Below are 18106 nucleotides of genomic sequence, written 5' to 3' on the forward strand. Positions count from 1 at the left end.
AACAGTCGTGCTGTTTCATGCCTGAAACATGAACGCTTGTTTGCACTACGCCCCCATGAGAAATATTGCGCGAGAAGGCTTATTTTCTTTCATGCATGTACAGCGTATCGAGCTCCAGGATGGTGAAATACCCGCTGCCGTCAGCCTGCCAGCCGCCGGTATCGATATGAAATACATTGCCCAGAACTTCCGGTTGCCGCACCAGCGTGTGGCCCACGATCAGTGCCCGCAGATCCGGTATGCCGCTGGTGTCTCCCGAGCGCAAGCGTATATGTGACCACAGGCATGACTTGCGCAGTTGCAAGAGTCCTGGCAACTCCTCGCGCACTACCGCGCTCATCAGATCCCAGGTGGGTAGCGGACAGCAGGCATGCACGATGCCGATCAGGCCGTCGGCGGTATCCACTTCCAGTGCCAGCGGCATCCGGAAGAAGCGTTCTGCGAAGTGCAGTTGTTTTTCATCGGACAGCTCCAGAAACCAGCTCGCGCCGTTGGCGACATACTTTTGATAGTCCAGCGGCTGGCCTTCAACATGCTCGATGGCCAGGGCTTCATGGCTGCCCTGTACGGAGAAGAACCAGGGCTGGTCCAGCCATTCGACAGACAAGTGACTTTGCGGACCGCGATCGATCAGGTTGCCTGTGCAGAACAGGCGGTCGATGACTTTATCGAAGCCGATTTCATCCAGAACCCCCTGCAATCGGGCGAAATGTCCATGGATATCGCCAACCGCGAAATCGCGTCCGACAACGTTGATATCGAAATGCTGGAAGCTGTTCATCACTGGCCTGTAGGTAGGTGATGTGGCGGGTGTCAGTGGGCCTGACATGAATTGATCGAATTGCTCCTTCCATCGGTCTGGCTATCCTTTGCCGATGCGTTGACAAAGCGGGCCATGCTGTAAATACTCCATGTTGTACGACAACATATAACAATAACAAGCAAGGAATCTCTCATGACCACAGCTCGTCATACTCAAAATCCCTTCAACCGCCTCCTGCTCACAGGTGCGGCAGGAGGCCTGGGCAAGGTGTTGCGCAAGACATTGAAGCCTTATGCGAAGACGCTCAGACTCTCCGATATCGCGGAACTCGAGCCTCCTGTTGATAGTAGTGAAGAAGTCCAGAGATGTGATCTCTCCGACAAACAGGCCGTACACCAGCTGGTGTACGGCGTCGATGCGATCCTGCATTTCGGCGGTGTTTCAGTCGAACGTCCCTTCGAGGAAATCCTCGGCGCCAATATCGCCGGCGTGTTCCATATCTACGAAGCCGCCCGCCGCCACGGCGTCAAACGGGTGATCTTCGCCAGTTCCAACCATGTCATTGGTTTCTATAAGCAAGACCAGACCATCGATGCCCATGCTCCTCGGCGCCCGGATGGCTACTACGGTCTGTCCAAATCCTATGGCGAAGACATGGCCAGTTTCTATTTCGATCGCTACGGCATTGAAACTGTGAGTATCCGCATCGGCTCTTCGTTCAGTGAACCTCAAAACCGTCGGATGATGAGCACCTGGCTCAGCTACGACGACCTGACTCAACTCCTGGAACGTGCCCTGTATACGCCGGATGTCGGCCATACCGTGGTGTACGGGATGTCAGACAACAAGACCGTGTGGTGGGACAACCGGCTGGCCAGCCATCTGGAGTATTCCCCCAAGGACAGCTCCGAAGTTTTCCGCGCCAAGGTCGAAGCCCAGCCGATGCCGGCGGCCGACGATCCGGCCCGGATCTATCAGGGTGGCGCCTTTGTCGCAGCAGGGCCTTTCGGCGACGAGTAACGACTGACTAGAGATCTCAAATGCCATGGATGCTGAACTGATCTTCGATGCTCGCAACGCCACCGGCGAAAGCCCGGTCTGGAGTGTTCGCGAGCAAGCGCTTTACTGGGTCGACATTCCTGCCGGACGTTTGTACCGCTGGAATGCCGCCGATAATCGCACCCAAAGCTGGAAAGCCCCACAGATGCTGGCCTGCATCGCTGCCCACAGCAGTGGCGGCTGGATCGCCGGAATGGAGAGCGGCCTGTTTCACCTGCAACCCGGAGAAGGCGAAAACCTGACCAGCACCCTGCTGGCTGGCGTCGAACACGGCCAGCCCGGCATGCGCTTCAACGATGGCCGTTGCGACCGTCAGGGGCGTTTCTGGGCGGGCACCATGCTGCTGGACATGGCCGCTGGCGTGCCTGCCGGAGCCTTGTATCGCTACAGCGCGGGACAGCAGCAACTGAATGCGCAATTACAGGGCTATATCGTTCCCAATGGTCTAGGGTTCAGCCCTGACGGCAAAACGATGTATCTGTCCGACTCCCACCCCAGCGTGCAGAAAATCTGGGCGTTCGATTACGACACGGACAGCGGCACCCCTCATGACCGCCGTCTGTTCGTGAACATGAACGACTATCCGGGCCGTCCCGATGGCGCGGCAGTGGACAGTGATGGCTGTTACTGGATCTGCGGCAACGATGCAGGGCTGATCCATCGGTTCACGCCACAGGGCAGGCTCGACCGCTCCGTGACCGTCCCGGTGAAAAAACCAACCATGTGCGCTTTTGGTGGTTCAGGGCTGGATACCCTGTACATCACGTCCATTCGCCCGGGTGGCGATATCGGCGACCAACCTCTGGCTGGCGGCGTGTTTGCCTTCAGACCGGGCGTGACCGGGCTTGAGGAGCCGATATTCCAGGGCTGACCTGTCGATACTGAAAATCCCCGTAGCACCGACCAAAAACAACAAAATCGGAGAACTCCATGGATTTCAAACGCAAGCTCCTCCTCACCGTATTGCCGTTGGCCTTTTGCTTCTCGAACGCCGCCCTGGCGGAAATAAAGATCAAATTCGCCGAAGTACACCCTACCGGCTACCCGCCGGTGGTCGCCGAACAGAACATGGGCAAGAAACTGCAGGAACAAAGCAACGGCGATATCAGCTTCAAGATGTTCGCGGGCGGTGTGCTGGGCTCGGAGAAAGAAGTAATCGAGCAGGTCCAGGCCAATGCCATCCAGATGACCCGGGTCAGCCTGGGTATCGTGGGCCCGGTCGTACCGGACGTGAACGTGTTCAACCTGCCGTTCGTGTTCCGCGATCATGAACACATGCGCGCCATCATCGACGGTGAGATCGGTCAGGAAATCCTCGACAAGATCACCAACTCGAACTTCAACCTGGTGGCGCTGGCCTGGATGGATGGCGGTACGCGCAACCTGTACACCAAGAAGCCGGTACGGCAGATATCCGACCTCAAGGGCATGAAGATCCGGGTGCAGGGCAATCCGGTGTTCATCGACACCATCAATGACATGGGCGGCAACGGCATCGCCATGGCCACGGGCGAAATCTTCAGTGCCCTGCAGACCGGCGTGATCGACGGCGCGGAAAACAACCCGCCGACCCTGTTGGAACACAATCACTACCAGAACGCCAAGTTCTACACCCTGACCGAGCACCTGATCCTGCCTGAGCCGGTGGTGATCTCCAAGGCAACCTGGGAAAAGCTCAGCCCCGACCAGCAGGCGCTGGTGAAGAAGCTGGCTCGCGAAGCCCAGATGGAAGAGCGGGTGCTGTGGGACAAGAAGTCGTCCGAAGCCGAAGCGAAACTCAAGGCCAGCGGCGTGGAGTTCATCACCCTCACGCCTGAGCAGAAGAAGGCTTTCTACGATGCCACGCAACCTGTGCGTGACAAATACGGCGCGCCGTACAAGGAACTGATCAGCCGTATCGAAGCCGTCAAGACCGATGCCACCAAGGTCGGTGCCAACTAAGCCCATTCGATAATGCCGCGCAGCGGGCACATGCCCGCTTGCCGCTGCTGTGGTGAGCCCAATGAAAAATACGCTACTGCGCATTAACGACGTGCTTTACCGGATCTGCATCGCGATTGCCGGCCTGTCGGTGCTGACGATGAGCCTGATCATCCCTTGGGGTATTTTCGCCCGCTACGTACTGGGCAGTGGCTCCAGCTGGCCGGAACCCACCGCGATCCTGCTGATGGTGGTATTCACCTTCTTCGGCGCGGCCGCCAGTTATCGTGCCGGTGCGCACATGGCGGTGGCGATGGCAACTGAGCGCATGTCGCCGCTGTTGCGCAAGTACGCTGCGGTGCTGGTGCAAATCCTCATGGCGGTGGTGTGTGTGTTCATGACCACCAAGGGCTTCAAGCTCTGTGCGACGACCTGGAATCAATACCTGGGTGAAATGCCGTCCCTGCGTGTGGGGATTTCCTACTTGCCGATTCCCATTGGCGGCATCCTGACCCTGATCTTCGTGCTGGAAAAACTGTTTCTGGGTGATCAAAGCCACCGCCGTGCCGTGCGCTTCGATCTGGTAGAAGAAAGCGAAGAGGCCGCATGAATGGACGCTTTTATATTGCTGGGAAGCTTCATCGCGCTGATTCTCCTGGGCATGCCGGTTGCTTATGCCCTGGGTCTTTCGGCGCTGATCGGGGCCTGGTGGATCGAGATTCCCTTTGATGCACTGATGATTCAGGTGGCAGGCGGTGTGAACAAGTTTTCGCTGCTGGCGATTCCCTTCTTCGTGCTGGCTGGCGCAATCATGGCCGAAGGCGGAATGTCCCGGCGACTGGTGGCGTTTGCCGGTGTGCTGGTGGGGTTCGTGCGGGGTGGCCTGTCGTTGGTGAATATCGTCGCCTCGACCTTCTTTGGTGCCATCTCGGGTTCGTCCGTGGCCGACACCGCCTCCGTCGGTTCGGTGCTGATTCCGGAAATGGAGCGCAAAGGCTACCCGCGGGACTTCTCCACGGCTGTGACAGTCAGTGGTTCGGTACAAGCCCTGTTGACGCCGCCCAGCCATAACTCGGTGCTGTATTCGCTGGCGGCAGGCGGCACGGTGTCCATCGCTTCGCTGTTCATGGCCGGGATCATGCCGGGCTTGCTGCTCAGCGCGGTATTGATGGTGTTGTGCATGATCTTCGCGCGCAAACGCAATTACCCCAAGGGCGAAGTCATTCCACTGCGTCAGGCCCTGAAAATTGCCGCCGATGCACTCTGGGGCCTGATGGCCATGGTCATCATCCTCGGCGGTATTCTCACCGGGATATTCACCGCGACCGAGTCGGCGGCTGTCGCCGTGGTCTGGTCGTTCTTCGTCACCATGTTCATCTACCGCGACTACAAGTGGCGCGACCTGCCCAAGCTGATGCACCGGGCCGTGCGGACCATTTCCATCGTCATGATCCTGATCGGCTTTGCCGCCAGCTTCGGTTACATCCTGACGCTGATGGAAATCCCCATGAAAATCACAACGGCTTTCCTGACCCTGTCGGATAACCGTTACGTGATCCTGATGTGCATCAACGTCATGCTGCTGTTGCTGGGCACGGTGATGGACATGGCACCGCTGATCCTGATCCTGACCCCTATCCTGCTGCCCGTGATTATCGGCATTGGTGTCGATCCGGTTCACTTCGGCATGATCATGCTGGTCAATCTGGGGATCGGACTGATTACACCGCCGGTGGGCGCGGTGCTGTTTGTCGGTGCGGCGGTGGGTAAGGTCACCATCGAAGCCACCGTCAAGGCACTGCTGCCGTTCTACCTGGCGCTGTTCATGGTGTTGATGATGGTCACCTACATTCCTGCCATTTCGCTGTGGCTGCCGAGCGTGGTTCTTTAAGGCGTGGAAGGTTGTGTGTAAGCGCACACAACCTTCTTGTGCTTATAGAGGCAAAATAACAAGCTTTGAAGCACCGCTCACCTTGGTGACGCCCGAAGGCTGGTTGCAATCGTTATTCAAGATGGACTTAAGGTTCACAAGCGTGAAAAGGGTTCGTGCTTTGGCCCCCTTGTAACGCCCGTCGATGATCGTGCCATCGCCGATGATCGTGGTATTCAAATTACCGAGATTGTCTATCTGCGCCTTGAATGCGTAGGTACTGGTGGCTCCATCGCTCCAGTTGATGACCCATGTGATAGTGGGTGTTTCCAGGAAAAACGACTGGCAGGAAAAGGTCGCCTGAAAGCTCTGCGCGGATATTGCGCTGACGCCTAGCGGGAGCACGCAGACTGCCCAATTGCTGTTCGTCGAAACAGTGATGGTTTGCTCCGTGTTTCTCAGGCCTGGCGACCACTCTGCCGTGTGGTTGCCCGTGCATTCGGCCAGATTGACAGCCTCTGCGCGGCCAGGCGCAACAAGCAGACTCGTGCCGACGATGAACATCAGCAAAAGTGCCAGCCTGATCAGCGCGTTTTTCATTGGGTGGTGGGAAAAGTCGATGTCCATGAGAGCCCCCGCAGGGATGAATTGAAGTAACGTCGTCCTCCTAGGTTAATGAAGAGGTCGTTATCGGCCACTGTCAGAAATCATAGTGGCTTAGACAGGTTTGAAATAAACTCCCCCGTCTTTGATCAGACTCAGTCTTTGCTTACTTTTCGCCACTGCGGGCTGCACCAGTCCGTGGCAGACGGCTATCATGGCAATCAGGTAAAAATACTTTTTCCCGGCAGTTCATCTTTGTGATCCGTTCTGGCCCAGGTTGCGTAACACACAGGCAACCCGACCCATTCCAGACAACGGCGACCAGAAGGTGATCATGAGCAGCATTGCCCGCATCAGGACCTTCCGCCACGTGTCACCCTCGTACAGCGACTCGCCAATCACCCGACTTTGGATCGATGAAGTCACCGCTGTGGCCCGTAGTCAGGACCGCGACAGCTTCATGCGCATCTACGATCACTTCGCGCCCCGTCTGTTGCGCTATCTGACGGGGTTGAAAGTGCCTGACGGGCAGGCCGAAGAGCTGATGCAGGAAGTGCTGCTCAAACTGTGGCACAAGGCTGAATCCTTTGATCCGGCCAAGGCCAGTCTCGGAACCTGGCTGTTCCGGATCGCGCGCAACCTCTATATCGACAGCGTGCGCAAGGACAGTGGCTGGGTCGTGGTGCAGAATTCGCTGGAACAACTCGAGCTTCTGGAGGCGCCTGCCGACAGCTCCCTCGATTACAGCCAGCGCCAGGAAAAACAACTGAACATGGCCATCCAGAACCTGCCAGCCGATCAGGCCAGGGTTTTACGGATGTCCTACTTTGAAGCGCTCAGCCATCGAGAGATCGCTCAACGCCTCGGCATGCCTCTTGGGACTGTGAAGTCATGCCTGCGTCTGGCCTTTCAAAAGCTGCGCTCCAAGGTCGAGGAGTCATGATGAGCCCTGTCCATCATCCTGATGAAGCCACCCTGGTCAGCTACGCCTCGGGTGCGCTTGCACAGACAATTTCTCTGGTTGCCGCCGCTCATCTTGAACAGTGCGTGGAGTGTCGTGCACGCCTGCGCCATGCAGAACGCATCGGCGGTTTGCTGATCCAGCAATACAGCGCAGCCGTGGAGCCCGCCAAGGGACGCGATGCCATGCTTGCCCGCCTGGGTGAGCCGCCCCGCGCCGATGTACAGGTCGAGCCTGTCGTTCAGGACCCGGACTTGTTACCGGTTGCCCTGCATGCCCATTTTGGCCGCTACCTGAGCGAGCAGCCCTGGAAAACCCTGCTTCCCGGTGTGCAGCGGGTTCGTGCCAAGGGCTTTGAGCAAGGCAGCCTCATGCTGCTGAGAATCGCTCCCGGTGTCAGCATGCCGTTGCACAGCCATGAGGGCAGCGAAATGACCCTCGTGCTCCAGGGTTCCTATCACGATGAACTGGGCGAATACCGGCCCGGAGACCTCGCCGATCTGGATAGCGACACCCAGCACCAGCCCACGGCCAATACCGATGAATATTGCATCTGCGTAATGGGTACAGACTCTCCGCTACGCTTCCAGGGCCTGGTTGCCCGGATGTTGCAGCCGATTTTCGGGATCTGAATATTCTCGAATGAATTCGCTCCCATGGCGTAGGAGCGCATTCATTCGCGAAGAGCTTAGCGTTTGATCTTCACGCCCAGCGATTCCAGCGCCGCCCAGTAACCGGGGTAGGTCTTGCCGACGCAATCGGGGTCGAGAATCCGGATACCCGCAATCTTCAGGCCTGCCAGGGCGAAGCACATGGCGATGCGGTGGTCGGAGTGGGTGTCGATCAAGGCATCGACGGTCTGGCCGCTCAGTGCCGGGTTGGCATGCACCAGCAGATCGTCACCCTCTTCTACCGCCAGCCCCGGCGCGATGGCGCACAGGCCATGTGACAGCGCGGAAATGCGGTCGCATTCCTTGACCCGCAGGTTGGCCAGGCCGACGAAGCGCACTGGATGGTTGTTGAACGCCGCCAGCACGGCCAGCGTCGGAATGGCGTCCTGCATCTGCGAACCGTCGATCACGGCCGGCATGTTCGGAAAGCTGTCGATGATCTGGCTGGCCAGTGCATCGGGCTGGGTGAACTCTTCAGTGGCGACACCCAGGTCGATCTTGCCTTCGGTCAGCACTTGAGCGGCCCACAGGTAAGTGGCCGCCGAAGCGTCAGGCTCGATATGGAAATCCGTAGCCTTGTAGCCGGTGGCCGAGACTTTCCAGGCCGCATCGCCAATCGCCTCGACTTCAGCGCCAAAGGCTTTCATCGCCGCCAGGGTCAGGTCCACATAGCCGCGTGCGCCGATTTCGCTGCCGGTCAGGGCCACTTCAATCGGGCCTTGTCCGCAGGCGCCAGCCATCAACAAGGCCGAGACATACTGGCTGGAAAGGTTGCCGTCGATTTCGATACGCCCGGCGGCCAGGCCGCCGAGGCCTTTGATCGTCACCGGTGGGCAACCGGTCGGTGCGCTCACTTGCACACCCATGCGCTGCAAGGCATCGACCAGCGGGCCGATCGGGCGTTTGCGCATGTATTCATCGCCATCGACGATGAATTCACCTTCGAAGTTGGCCAGTGCAGCGGTCAGGAAGCGGGTCGCGGTGCCGGCATTACCCAGGAAAAGCGCTTGTTGCGGAGCCTGCCAGTGACCGGAACTGGTGACGACGAAGGTGCTGTCATCCGGCTCATCGACCTGGACGCCCATCAGGCGCAGGGCTTCGGACATGACGCGGGTATCGTCACTCTTCAAGGCACCGGTCAGGCGACTCGTCCCTTTTGCCAGGCCAGCCAGCAGCAACGCACGGTTGGTGATCGATTTGGAGCCCGGCGGGCTGACGCGCCCGACCAGAGGGTGCTCGACAGGCAAAACAGTGAGTGTGGATTGAGGTCGCATGATGTCCCTGAACGTCACCGGAAAAATCGCGATCCTAGCACGAGCAGGAGCCGGGCCGCAGCCTGATGGCGGCCCTTGTCCTTGTGACGCTTACCCGTTTGCCGGCTGGCTGTCGGAGAGCTGCTTGAGCGCTGCCTGCAATTGATGCCGGTTGGTGGCCACGTCCGTCACGTCGTAGATCACCAGACAGATCTGGTTGATCTCGTTGTTGGTCGCCCGCAGCGGAAACATCGTGGTGTTCTGGTACATGAACTCTTCCTGCCCGGTGATGGGCTGGTAGTTCTTGAAGCGCACCAGATAAGGTCGCTGCTCCCAGATCGTGAACGCCGGCGTGCCGAGGGTCACGACATTCTCGACCTTCTTGCTGAACCACTGCTGGTTGACCTCGGGGAACAGCTCGAAGAAGGTCTTGCTGGTTGCCTCGTATGGCGTCACGCCGGAGCGGTTCTCCATGAAGGTATTCCAGACCATCACCCGGTAATCCCGGTCCAGGACCACGATGCCGACGTCGATGTTCTGTGTGACGGCCAACAGCCAGTGCAGCTCGTTGATATCGATATGGCTCATGGGCTCAGCTCATCATGTAGGCAAGTTTGCGCGTCAGCAGTTCGACCGAGTCTTCGGTGAACAACATCAACAGATCGAAGTGAATATTGTGGCCTTCGATGTTGTAACTGATCTCCACCGCGAGGGTTTTCTTCCAGCGCTTGCTGTTGACGCGAATCAGGTCATCGATTCCGCCCTGAGCCCCCAGAATCTGTGGGTGTCCCTGGGAGAAAGCGATATCGATCTGCTCGGCAATCCCGCTCAGGCAGGCGCCAATAAGGACCGTGGACAGGTCCAGCAGCATCTCCATGTCCGAATAGTCGGGCGAGCTGCGCTGCATCAGCTGAGACATGTCGGAGAGTTCCGAATCATGGAAAATCAGCAGTGCTTCGCCGGAAATCCCGCCGCCGATATAGCCTTGGCACACCGCTGTCAGGCGTTGATCGCGGTGAGCGTCGGCCAGCGCCATATGCAGCTCACCGACTTCGAGCATGTTGACGTTGGGGACCGGCAACTGCACGAACACCCCAAGCACCTTGGCCAGCAAGGCAGCGGCCCGGCCCATGGCGACGTTGATGGTTTCCCGGAAGGCATCCTGGAAACTGATGACGCCATCCTTGAGCGGTGGGATGACCGTCGGCACCTTGGTCGGCTCGCCCATCAGGCCCAGCCGCACAAGGGTCTGCTTGAGTTCGTCGGGGTCGGCGGGCTTTTTCAGGAAGGCCAGCGCACCGAGCTCCATGACACGCCGGACGGCTTCATCCTGAACGTCGCCGGAAACCACGATCACCTTGGCTTCAAGGTTTTCTGCACGAATGGCAGCCAGCGCCTGATAGCCATCCATCACGGGCATGGTCAGGTCCAGCAGTACAACCTCGCCCAATCCACTGCGAACGGCGCCCAGCCCTTCGAGTCCATTGGTTGCCATCGTGACCGATACACCCCAGTCTTCAGGCAAGGCTCGCAACAGTTGCTTGCGAGCCATGTTGGAGTCATCGCAAATCAGCAGCGGAATCATGGACATTCATTGTTTCTCACTACAAAAGTTTCAGGCTGACGGCAGCAGAGTATCAATACGTCCGATTGCCTTCACGAAAAAAACGGGCCGGAGCGTAACCTGTAAAAAACCCTTTGATACTTCGACACAGAACCTGTTAGTCCCTTCTTGTCCTGCTGTAACGACTTTCATGCAATAACTGTGCGCGTGGAAGCCTGATGGATCGATGCCTGTTCAATGCAGCAGGCCTTGCAGCACCTGAGATTGCGCTAGAGCACTGGTTCAATATAGCAGGGCAGCCAAACTGATATATACCTCAATGACATAATGATTTATCGACGCTTTTTCCTGAATATTGAGCCAATAAAAAGAGCATGAACTTTTCTGTTGAATGTGTCGTTTTTCAACCGTCTGTCAGCGTTATGTATGACAGAACGATGATCAAGTGATATAGCTAGTCACTATCAGTAGATGGAAGGATTCTGTCATGCCTCTGGCTATTCGCGACTATTACCCAACCCCTGTCCAGGAGGAAGACTTCTGGCAAAGACTGGGCGTGCCTCCCCGTGGCGCGCAGTTGTACAACGCCCTGCGTGAAGGGCTGCCCTACGAAGTGTTCGAGCGACTGGCCAACTACACCGACCTGAATCGCTCGACCCTGGCTGAACACCTGGGGATTGCGCCCGCAACGCTGCAACGGCGCCTCAAGGTGCGTCAGTTCAATGCCGAGGAAAGCGACCGGCTGTTTCGCCTCGCTGCCATCTACAAGGCTGCAATGGACCTGTTCGAAGACGACACCGAAGCCACCCGCCGCTGGCTGACCAAGCCGGTCTACGGGCTGGGTCAGCGCAGGCCGCTGGAAATGCTCACCACCTCGGCAGAAGCCCAGGCCGTGCTGGACCTGATAGGTCGTCTTGAGCACGGGGTCATTGCGTGATCCATGTCTATCGTCTGGTAAAACGCAAATGGCTGGCTCAGGCTTTCGATGGCGAAGGTGCAAAGCTCTACGGTGGACGCTGGAACAGCAAGGGCCAGGCTTGCGTGTATTGCGCCGGCAGCGAATCGCTGGCGTTGCTGGAAGTGCTGGTCCATCTGGATAACGCCAGCATGATCCAGCACTACGTCATGCTTGAACTGCTGATTCCCAAGGACCGCATTCTCAAGGCTCGTCCCGATACCCTGCCTGCAGACTGGCGCGAAGAGCCCGCACCGCCCTCTACCTCTTCCTTCGGCGATGCATGGCTGGAGTCGGGTCAGAGTCTGGCGCTGGCGGTGCCCAGCGTGATCGTGCCGCGGGAGTTCAACTACCTGCTCAATGTGCGCCATTCGTCCTTCAAGACCCTTGTGGCCAAGGCCAGGGAGCTGGATTTCGAGGTGGATAGCCGGCTGGCTTAGCCCGAAACCTTCACTCCACGGCCTGTACTGCGCAGAAGCCTACTTCTGCGCAGGCTCGCCATCCTGAGGCAAGGGCTTGTCCTTGGGCCACAGGAGCCAGATATTGCCCTTCTGCTTCATGTCCCCGGCCAGATGCCCGGCTTCGTCTCCCGTACCCCAGAACAGATCGGCGCGTACTTCCCCGGCAATTGCACCACCGGTGTCCTGAGCCGCGACCGGCCGAACCAGACTGCTGCCGTCAGGGCGCGTGGTCGACAGCCAGAGCAGACTGCCCAGTGGAATCACCTTGCGGTCGATGGCCACGCTGTAACCAGCGGTCAGCGGCACGTTCAGCGAGCCTCGTGGCCCTTCCTTGCTGTCCGGATTACGGGTGAAGAACACATAACTGGGGTTGCTGGCCAGCAGCTCGGGAACCCGCAGCGGGTTGGCCTTGGCCCAGGCAGCAATGGTGCCCATGGTCACGTCTTCTTTCTTCAACTCGCCCTGCTCCACCAGCCAGCGGCCAATGGCGCGATATGGACGGCCGTTCTGATCGGCGTATGCCAGGCGCGCTTGCGTACCGTCTGGGAGGCTGACCCGTCCGGAGCCCTGAATCTGCAGGAATTGCAGATCCATCGGGTCGGTCAGCCAGGCGATCACGGGCGCATTCAGCCCTTGCTCGTTGATGGTTGCGGCGTCGTCATAAGGCTTGAGCACTCGCCCTTCAAGCCGACCGCGCAGGCGCTTGCCCTTGAGCTCTGGATAAATGCTGTCCAGATTGACCACGATCAGATCGTCGGGGATTCCATAGACCGGGACCGAAGCCTGTGCTGTCTGGGTCAGGCTGCCGGGGTATATGGGTTCGTAGTAGCCGGTAATCAAACCGTCGGCGCTGCCGCCATCATTGCGCAGGCTGTAGACCTGCAGATTGGCTTGCAGGAAGGCGCGGATATCTGTCGCGCTGGCATCTGCGGCCAGACTGGCTGCTGCGCTGCAGGTACCGCCCCAGACCGGATCGGCCTTGAGTCGGGTACACGCGCTGCGCCATGAGCCGAAGCCTGCCTGCAAGTCGCCGTCAGTAACGGCTGGCAGAGCTTCCCATGTGGCCTTGTTGTAAGAGGTATGAGGTGGCGTGGTCTTGGCGGGCTTCTCGGAAACATCACAGGCCGTGAGTAGAAGGGCCAGCGGTGCAGCAAGCACCAGACCTTTGCGCCATTGTCTGGAAAACAGAGTCATCAGTGGACTTTCCTTTGACAGGCTGCCCGATGCGTCGGCATACGGGCAGCGTCATGAACTAAAGGACGCCATTGTGGCTTAAGTCCGTTTCTGTATCGAGTTACTCTGTTATTACCTTATTTCAATTGATTGGCAAACTGCCCGACCGCTCCCACCACCTGCTTGGCGCCTTCCTGAATCTCGACAATCACCGAGCCCGCTTCGTTGGCCAGCGCCAGGCCCTGCTCTGCCTGCCCTCGACTGTTGGCCATTCCGCGCACGGCTTCATCGGCCAGGGTCTGGTTCTGCTGCACGACGCTGACGATTTCTTCGGTAGCCGCGCTGGTGCGCCCGGCCAGTTGCCGCACTTCGTCGGCCACCACCGCAAACCCGCGGCCCTGCTCACCTGCCCTGGCAGCCTCGATGGCGGCGTTGAGCGCCAGCAGGTTGGTCTGCTGGGCGATACCGCCGATGGTCTGCACGATGGAGCTGATCAGCAGCGATTGCTTGCCCAGTGCTTCAATGCCCGATGAGGCCGATTGCAGCTCATCGGAGATCCTGTGCATGGTCTGGACGGTGTTCTGAACCACCGTTGCCCCTCGCTGGGCGCTGACGTCGGTCTGTTGAGAGATCTCGAAGGCGATACTGGCGGCCTTGCTGACCTCTTCTTCGCGTAACACCTGATCCGTCACGACGGTGGCGAACTTCACGACCTTGTAGAGCTTGCCCTGGGCATCGTGAACCGGGTTGTAGGTTGCTTCCAGCCATACCACCCGGCCATTGCTGTCTATGCGTTTGAAGCGACCGGCCACGAACTCGCCGCGGTTCAGGGTTGCCCAGAAATCCTTGTACTGACTCGATGAACTCTCGTGCTGATCGCAGAACATGCTGTGATGTTTGCCCTTGATCTGCCCCAGGTTGTAACCCATGCCTCGCATGAACTGGTCATTGGCGACCAGTACGTGCCCACCCAGATCGAACTCGATCACAGCGGTGGAGCGCAGCAAGGCCTGGATGAAGGCCGAGTTTTCGGCAGCGGTTTCGACCGTCTGGGTGATGTCCGAGCCGTAGCACTTGATTTCCAGAAGTTTTCCGCTGTCATCCAGAATCGGCTGCCACATGGCGCGAATCCACGCCAGGCTGCCATCGGCCTTGATAAACCGGTAGCTATCAAAGGCCGACTCGCCTTTTTGCACCGCAGTCACAAGATTGCGGTAGCAATCGAGCTGTTTGACGTAAGGCGGAACGAGTTGGTCCATGTTGCGCCCCACCAATTGCTCGGCGGAATAGCCCAACATTTTGAGAAAGTTAGTGTTGGCGTTGGTAATACGATAGTTGGCATCCACTGTTATGGACACCATTCGGGCGTCCATGCCCCGTTGCATCTGTCTGTACATCGATAACTCGGCTTGTTGCGCCTGTAATTCCTTTTTCAAGCTGGTATTGAACATGGGGCTACACCAACAGTAATGGATATTCAGTGCTATCGACTGAAAGCGTAGAAGGGTTAATGCTCTTCGTCAGGTGTTTGTGGGAAAAATTTCGGGCTGAACTCGGGCAGCAAAAAGAGCTCTGATAGTGACCCGCGAGTCCCATTTCAGGACAAAGCCGGATACTCGGGCTAGCCTGCTTGCAACGGCTTCAGAAAGCCTGTCTTTCAAGCTCCAATGCTTGCCAAAAGCCACTGAGGAAGCTCCAAGATGCAGCGCATCCTGATCACCGGCGCCAACGGTTTCGTTGGGAAAGTTCTATGTGAGAGCCTGCAGAGTGCCGGTCATCATGTGATTGCCCTGATAGGCAACACTTCGCCTGCGCCCTCCCATGCCGACCAGTACCTGCAATGCGATATTCGTGATGCCGAGGCTCTGGAGCAGGCAATTGCCGAAGCTGCGCCCACCCATGTCGTGCATCTGGCGGCCATTACCCATGTTCCGACCAGCTTCAAGGAGCCTCTGCTGACCTGGCAAACCAACGTCATGGGCAGCGTCAACCTGCTCCAGGCTTTGCAGAACAAGGCGCCCAAGGCGTTCGTGCTGTTCGTGAGTTCTTCGGAGGTCTATGGCGGCAGCTTCAAGCAGGCGATTCCCCTGAAGGAAAACAGCCCGTGCCAGCCGCTCAACCCTTACGCCGCCAGCAAGCTGGCTGCCGAAGCCGCCGTCAATGAGTACTTCCGGCAAGGTCAGCCGGGCATCATCGTGCGCCCTTTCAATCATATCGGCGCACAACAGTCGCCTGACTTTGCGACGGCGTCCTTTGCCCGCCAGATCGCGCTTGTCGAAGCGGGCGAACAGTCGCCGTTATTGAAGGTGGGGAATCTGCAGGCCGAGCGCGATTTTCTCGATGTGCGTGATGTCTGCAACGCCTATATCGCGTTGCTGCAACTGGCCGACAGGGATGGCGACTATCCGCGCTGCTTCAATATCTGCAGCGGTCAGCCGCGCAAGATGCAGACGATGCTCGACATGCTCCTGGCCCTGAGCCCGAAAGACATCGAGGTGGGTGAAGATCCAGCGCGCATGCGCCCTTCGGATATCCCCAGCGCAGTCGGTGATAACTTGGCCATCCGCAATGCCATTGGCTGGCAACCCGGTATCGACCTTCAGGAAACCCTCGCCGCGCTGCTGGATTACTGGCGTGCCGAAGTAAAAGCGGCTCGCTGAGGAGTCAGCCCCCGAATGCCAAGGCACTCGGGGGCGTCAGGATCGATCAGAACGAAGTGCCGTTCCTGTTGCGCTTCAGATCGGTTTCCACCATCAACTGGCAGAGTTGCTCCAGGTTGGTACTGGCTTGCCAGCCCAGCACTCGCTTGGCTTTTTCAGGGTTGCCAATCAGCAGCTCGACCTCGGCCGGGCGATAGAACTTCGGGTTGACCCGGATCACGGTCTTGCCGGTGCGGGTGTCGATGCCGTGCTCGTTATCGGCGCTGCCTTTCCAGTCCAGATGGATATCGACGGCCTTGAAAGCCATGGATACGAAGTCGCGAACGGTTTCAGTGCGATTGGTGGCCAGCACGAAAGTGTCCGGCTCGTCGGCCTGCAACATGCGCCACATGCCTTCGACATACTCCTTGGCGAAGCCCCAGTCACGCTTGGCGTCCATGTTCCCCAGCTCCAGCACGTCCTGCATGCCCAGGGAAATACGCGCCACGGCATCGGTGATCTTGCGGGTCACGAACTCTTTGCCGCGCAGCGGCGACTCGTGGTTGAACAGAATGCCGCTCGCACCAAAGATGCCATAGGACTCGCGATAGTTGATGGTCATCCAGTGCGCATACAGCTTGGCCACACCATAAGGGCTGCGCGGGTAGAACGATGTTTCTTCGACTTGCGGAACTTGCTGCACCTTGCCGAACATCTCCGAGGTCGAGGCCTGGTAGAAGCGGATCTTCGGGTTGACGATGCGGATGGCTTCCAGCAGGTTGACTGCGCCAAGCCCGGTAATTTCGGCTGTGGTCAGCGGCTGGTCGAAAGAAACCCCCACAAAGCTCTGTGCTGCGAGGTTGTAGACTTGTGTCGGTTCGGCTTTTTGCAGGAGGCGAATGCTTGCGCTCAGATCCGTAAGGTCATGCTCGACCAGATGCAGATTGGGGTGGTTAGTGACTCCAAGCTCCTCAAGCCGCCAGAAGGTGACTGAGCTGGTACGACGATAGGTACCGTAGACCTTGTAGCCTTTTTCCAACAGCAATTGAGTCAGATAGGCGCCATCCTGGCCCGTGATGCCTGTGATGATGACGGATTCTTTCGGTGCATTCATGTCTGGTTTCCGGTCTGGGAGGCTGGTCCTGCTGTGTTGCATAGCCATGTGTTCATGCTCTCGGCGATACCTGCCATTCCTGCACAACAGGTTTTAGCCAAACTGAAGTCACTACTATAGATCGGAATTGGAACTGCACGCGGGCGCCGTGGAGTATCCAGTTATTACGCACAAGAAAAATGCCCGTACCTTGCGATACGGGCATTTTCTCTATCGACCTGCAACGGCCCGGTTTTCATGGGGACCGGGTGGCCGGATCAGATCGTCAGGGTCCAGTCGTAGTCCACGATCAGCGGCGCATGCTGCGAGAAGCGTGGCTGACGCGGCAAGCGGGCACTGCGCACGAAACGACGCAGGCCCGGTGTCAGGATCTGATAGTCGAAGCGCCAGCCCAGATTCAGCATCTCGGCCTGTTCGCTGTCGGGCCACCAGCTGTACTGATCGCCTTCGCGGTTGACTTCGCGCAGGGCATCGACATAACCCATGGTGCCGACAATCTCGTCCATCCAGGCGCGTTCCGGCGCCAGGAAACCAGGAGACTGCTGGCTGTCACGCCAGTTCTTGATGTCGAGCTTCTGCTGCGCCACATAGAACGAGCCACAGTAGATGTATTCGCGACGCTTGCGTCGTTGCTTGTCCATGTACTTGGCGAAGTCGTCCATGAGCTTGAATTTCTGATTCAAGTCTTCGTCCCCGTTCATTCCCGACGGGAAAAGCAGGGTTGCAATACTGACTTTATCGAAATCTGCTTGCAGGTAACGCCCGTAGCGGTCGGCTGTTTCAAAGCCCAGGCCGCTGATTACCGCCTTCGGTTGCAACCGCGAATACAGCGCCACGCCACCCTGGGCAGGAACTTCGGCTTCGCAGGCATAGAGGAAGTAGCCATCCAGCTGAAAAGCCGGATCATCCAGTTCAAAGGTGGAGGCGCGGGTGTCCTGTAGACAGATGACGTCGGCATTCTGCGCTTGCAGCCAACTGAGCAAACCACGCTCGACTGCCGCCTGAATGCCATTTACGTTCACACTGATGATCCGCATAAATGGCCCCAAAAATCACGTGCGTGTATGATACCCGAGCTCTACCTATTTAGCTAAATCCGT

19 protein-coding genes and 1 pseudogene are annotated in these 18106 nt (G+C 58.2%); 10 read left to right on the forward strand and 10 right to left on the reverse strand.

All coding sequences use genetic code 11. The annotated features are described in order from the left end of the window. Positions 1-79: 79 nt before the first annotated feature. Positions 80-781 carry a metallophosphoesterase gene (locus K5D32_RS10450; protein ID WP_221575382.1) on the reverse strand — a complete coding sequence of 234 codons (702 nt, stop codon included), beginning with the start codon at positions 779-781 and terminating at the stop codon, positions 80-82. A gap of 174 nt (positions 782-955) precedes the next feature. Between K5D32_RS10450 and K5D32_RS10455 the strand changes: the two genes are divergently transcribed. From K5D32_RS10455 to K5D32_RS10475, 5 genes are all read left to right on the forward strand, one after another. Continuing rightward, positions 956-1783 (forward strand): NAD(P)-dependent oxidoreductase, encoded by an 828-nt coding sequence (locus tag K5D32_RS10455; protein WP_221600182.1) that lies wholly within the window; start codon positions 956-958, stop codon positions 1781-1783. Positions 1784-1808: 25 nt separating this feature from the next. Then, on the forward strand, positions 1809-2693 hold the full coding sequence (locus K5D32_RS10460; RefSeq protein ID WP_221600184.1) for a glucurono-1,5-lactonase: 885 nt from the start codon (positions 1809-1811) through the stop codon (positions 2691-2693). A 59-nt stretch (positions 2694-2752) separates the two neighbouring features. Continuing rightward, complete coding sequence (locus tag K5D32_RS10465; RefSeq protein ID WP_221575385.1) at positions 2753-3763, forward strand: TRAP transporter substrate-binding protein; 1011 nt, start codon at positions 2753-2755, stop codon at positions 3761-3763. Between the two features lie 61 nt (positions 3764-3824). Continuing rightward, positions 3825-4352: a TRAP transporter small permease gene (locus K5D32_RS10470; protein ID WP_221592989.1), complete on the forward strand. Its 528-nt coding sequence runs from the start codon at positions 3825-3827 to the stop codon at positions 4350-4352. Further along, on the forward strand, positions 4353-5633 hold the full coding sequence (locus K5D32_RS10475) for a TRAP transporter large permease (protein WP_221575387.1): 1281 nt from the start codon (positions 4353-4355) through the stop codon (positions 5631-5633). A 42-nt stretch (positions 5634-5675) separates the two neighbouring features. Here K5D32_RS10475 and K5D32_RS10480 read toward each other — a convergent pair whose 3' ends face one another. Continuing rightward, complete coding sequence (locus K5D32_RS10480; protein WP_260407339.1) at positions 5676-6239, reverse strand: hypothetical protein; 564 nt, start codon at positions 6237-6239, stop codon at positions 5676-5678. 406 nt (positions 6240-6645) lie between these two features. On the opposite strand from K5D32_RS10480, the gene K5D32_RS10485 reads away from it, so the two are divergent. Together K5D32_RS10485 and K5D32_RS10490 are read left to right on the forward strand one after the other, a co-directional pair. Beyond that, positions 6646-7158, forward strand: a complete 513-nt coding sequence (locus K5D32_RS10485) for a sigma-70 family RNA polymerase sigma factor (RefSeq protein ID WP_025257901.1) — start codon at positions 6646-6648, stop codon at positions 7156-7158. Continuing rightward, positions 7158-7808 (forward strand): ChrR family anti-sigma-E factor, encoded by a 651-nt coding sequence (locus K5D32_RS10490; protein WP_221575388.1) that lies wholly within the window; start codon positions 7158-7160, stop codon positions 7806-7808. Before K5D32_RS10485 ends, K5D32_RS10490 begins: the two co-directional genes overlap by 1 nt. Positions 7809-7864: 56 nt before the next feature. Here K5D32_RS10490 and aroA read toward each other — a convergent pair whose 3' ends face one another. The 3 genes from aroA to K5D32_RS10505 all read right to left on the reverse strand — a co-directional run bounded on the left by aroA (position 7865) and on the right by K5D32_RS10505 (position 10691). After that, entirely contained in the window at positions 7865-9121 is a 1257-nt protein-coding gene (gene aroA / locus K5D32_RS10495) for a 3-phosphoshikimate 1-carboxyvinyltransferase (RefSeq protein ID WP_221575389.1), read from the reverse strand. Positions 9122-9211: 90 nt separating this feature from the next. Then, positions 9212-9688 (reverse strand): PAS domain-containing protein, encoded by a 477-nt coding sequence (locus K5D32_RS10500; RefSeq protein WP_025257904.1) that lies wholly within the window; start codon positions 9686-9688, stop codon positions 9212-9214. A gap of 4 nt (positions 9689-9692) precedes the next feature. Then, positions 9693-10691 (reverse strand): response regulator, encoded by a 999-nt coding sequence (locus tag K5D32_RS10505; protein ID WP_221592990.1) that lies wholly within the window; start codon positions 10689-10691, stop codon positions 9693-9695. Positions 10692-11151: 460 nt separating this feature from the next. On the opposite strand from K5D32_RS10505, the gene K5D32_RS10510 reads away from it, so the two are divergent. Both K5D32_RS10510 and K5D32_RS10515 read left to right on the forward strand, forming a co-directional pair. Continuing rightward, a complete protein-coding gene (locus tag K5D32_RS10510; RefSeq protein ID WP_221575391.1) occupies positions 11152-11601 on the forward strand; it encodes an antitoxin Xre/MbcA/ParS toxin-binding domain-containing protein in 450 nt (149 codons plus the stop codon). Then, positions 11598-12059 (forward strand): RES family NAD+ phosphorylase, encoded by a 462-nt coding sequence (locus K5D32_RS10515; RefSeq protein ID WP_221575392.1) that lies wholly within the window; start codon positions 11598-11600, stop codon positions 12057-12059. Before K5D32_RS10510 ends, K5D32_RS10515 begins: the two co-directional genes overlap by 4 nt. 39 nt (positions 12060-12098) lie before the next feature. Here K5D32_RS10515 and K5D32_RS10520 read toward each other — a convergent pair whose 3' ends face one another. The 3 genes and pseudogenes from K5D32_RS10520 to K5D32_RS26255 all read right to left on the reverse strand — a co-directional run. Next, a complete protein-coding gene (locus K5D32_RS10520) occupies positions 12099-13274 on the reverse strand; it encodes a murein transglycosylase A (RefSeq protein ID WP_221600186.1) in 1176 nt (391 codons plus the stop codon). 116 nt (positions 13275-13390) lie between these two features. Next, positions 13391-13945, reverse strand: coding sequence for a methyl-accepting chemotaxis protein (locus K5D32_RS26250; RefSeq protein ID WP_374107892.1), 555 nt, complete (start codon positions 13943-13945; stop codon positions 13391-13393). Continuing rightward, a pseudogene (locus K5D32_RS26255) lies at positions 13928-14704 on the reverse strand (PAS domain-containing protein); the annotation flags it as partial. The pseudogene K5D32_RS26255 and the gene K5D32_RS26250, both read right to left, overlap by 18 nt. A gap of 249 nt (positions 14705-14953) precedes the next feature. Here K5D32_RS26255 and K5D32_RS10530 point away from each other — a divergent pair. Next, positions 14954-15913 carry a GDP-mannose 4,6-dehydratase gene (locus tag K5D32_RS10530; protein ID WP_221600189.1) on the forward strand — a complete coding sequence of 320 codons (960 nt, stop codon included), beginning with the start codon at positions 14954-14956 and terminating at the stop codon, positions 15911-15913. Between the two features lie 46 nt (positions 15914-15959). On the opposite strand, the gene gmd is transcribed toward K5D32_RS10530, so the two are convergent. Both gmd and K5D32_RS10540 read right to left on the reverse strand, forming a co-directional pair. Further along, positions 15960-17006 carry a GDP-mannose 4,6-dehydratase gene (gmd, locus tag K5D32_RS10535; protein ID WP_198723419.1) on the reverse strand — a complete coding sequence of 349 codons (1047 nt, stop codon included), beginning with the start codon at positions 17004-17006 and terminating at the stop codon, positions 15960-15962. Between the two features lie 257 nt (positions 17007-17263). Beyond that, on the reverse strand, positions 17264-18043 hold the full coding sequence (locus K5D32_RS10540) for an exodeoxyribonuclease III (protein WP_025257912.1): 780 nt from the start codon (positions 18041-18043) through the stop codon (positions 17264-17266). Positions 18044-18106: the final 63 nt, after the last annotated feature.

Source organism: Pseudomonas cichorii, from assembly GCF_019719005.1.
Classification (GTDB): Bacteria; Pseudomonadota; Gammaproteobacteria; order Pseudomonadales; family Pseudomonadaceae; genus Aquipseudomonas; species Aquipseudomonas cichorii_E.

What these genes read in the sequence shown, in the direction of transcription:
- K5D32_RS10530 (WP_221600189.1), top strand. Translation starts at nt 14,954, where the DNA reads ATGCAGCGCATCCTGATCACCGGCGCCAACGGTTTCGTTGGGAAAGTT.
- K5D32_RS10540 (WP_025257912.1), bottom strand. Translation starts at nt 18,043, where the DNA reads ATGCGGATCATCAGTGTGAACGTAAATGGCATTCAGGCGGCAGTCGAG.
- aroA (WP_221575389.1), bottom strand. Translation starts at nt 9,121, where the DNA reads ATGCGACCTCAATCCACACTCACTGTTTTGCCTGTCGAGCACCCTCTG.
- K5D32_RS10460 (WP_221600184.1), top strand. Translation starts at nt 1,809, where the DNA reads ATGGATGCTGAACTGATCTTCGATGCTCGCAACGCCACCGGCGAAAGC.
- K5D32_RS10505 (WP_221592990.1), bottom strand. Translation starts at nt 10,691, where the DNA reads ATGTCCATGATTCCGCTGCTGATTTGCGATGACTCCAACATGGCTCGC.
- K5D32_RS10490 (WP_221575388.1), top strand. Translation starts at nt 7,158, where the DNA reads ATGAGCCCTGTCCATCATCCTGATGAAGCCACCCTGGTCAGCTACGCC.
- gmd (WP_198723419.1), bottom strand. Translation starts at nt 17,006, where the DNA reads ATGAATGCACCGAAAGAATCCGTCATCATCACAGGCATCACGGGCCAG.
- K5D32_RS10475 (WP_221575387.1), top strand. Translation starts at nt 4,353, where the DNA reads ATGGACGCTTTTATATTGCTGGGAAGCTTCATCGCGCTGATTCTCCTG.
- K5D32_RS10455 (WP_221600182.1), top strand. Translation starts at nt 956, where the DNA reads ATGACCACAGCTCGTCATACTCAAAATCCCTTCAACCGCCTCCTGCTC.
- K5D32_RS10480 (WP_260407339.1), bottom strand. Translation starts at nt 6,239, where the DNA reads ATGGACATCGACTTTTCCCACCACCCAATGAAAAACGCGCTGATCAGG.
- K5D32_RS10465 (WP_221575385.1), top strand. Translation starts at nt 2,753, where the DNA reads ATGGATTTCAAACGCAAGCTCCTCCTCACCGTATTGCCGTTGGCCTTT.
- K5D32_RS10510 (WP_221575391.1), top strand. Translation starts at nt 11,152, where the DNA reads ATGCCTCTGGCTATTCGCGACTATTACCCAACCCCTGTCCAGGAGGAA.
- K5D32_RS10470 (WP_221592989.1), top strand. Translation starts at nt 3,825, where the DNA reads ATGAAAAATACGCTACTGCGCATTAACGACGTGCTTTACCGGATCTGC.
- K5D32_RS10450 (WP_221575382.1), bottom strand. Translation starts at nt 781, where the DNA reads ATGAACAGCTTCCAGCATTTCGATATCAACGTTGTCGGACGCGATTTC.
- K5D32_RS10500 (WP_025257904.1), bottom strand. Translation starts at nt 9,688, where the DNA reads ATGAGCCATATCGATATCAACGAGCTGCACTGGCTGTTGGCCGTCACA.
- K5D32_RS10520 (WP_221600186.1), bottom strand. Translation starts at nt 13,274, where the DNA reads ATGACTCTGTTTTCCAGACAATGGCGCAAAGGTCTGGTGCTTGCTGCA.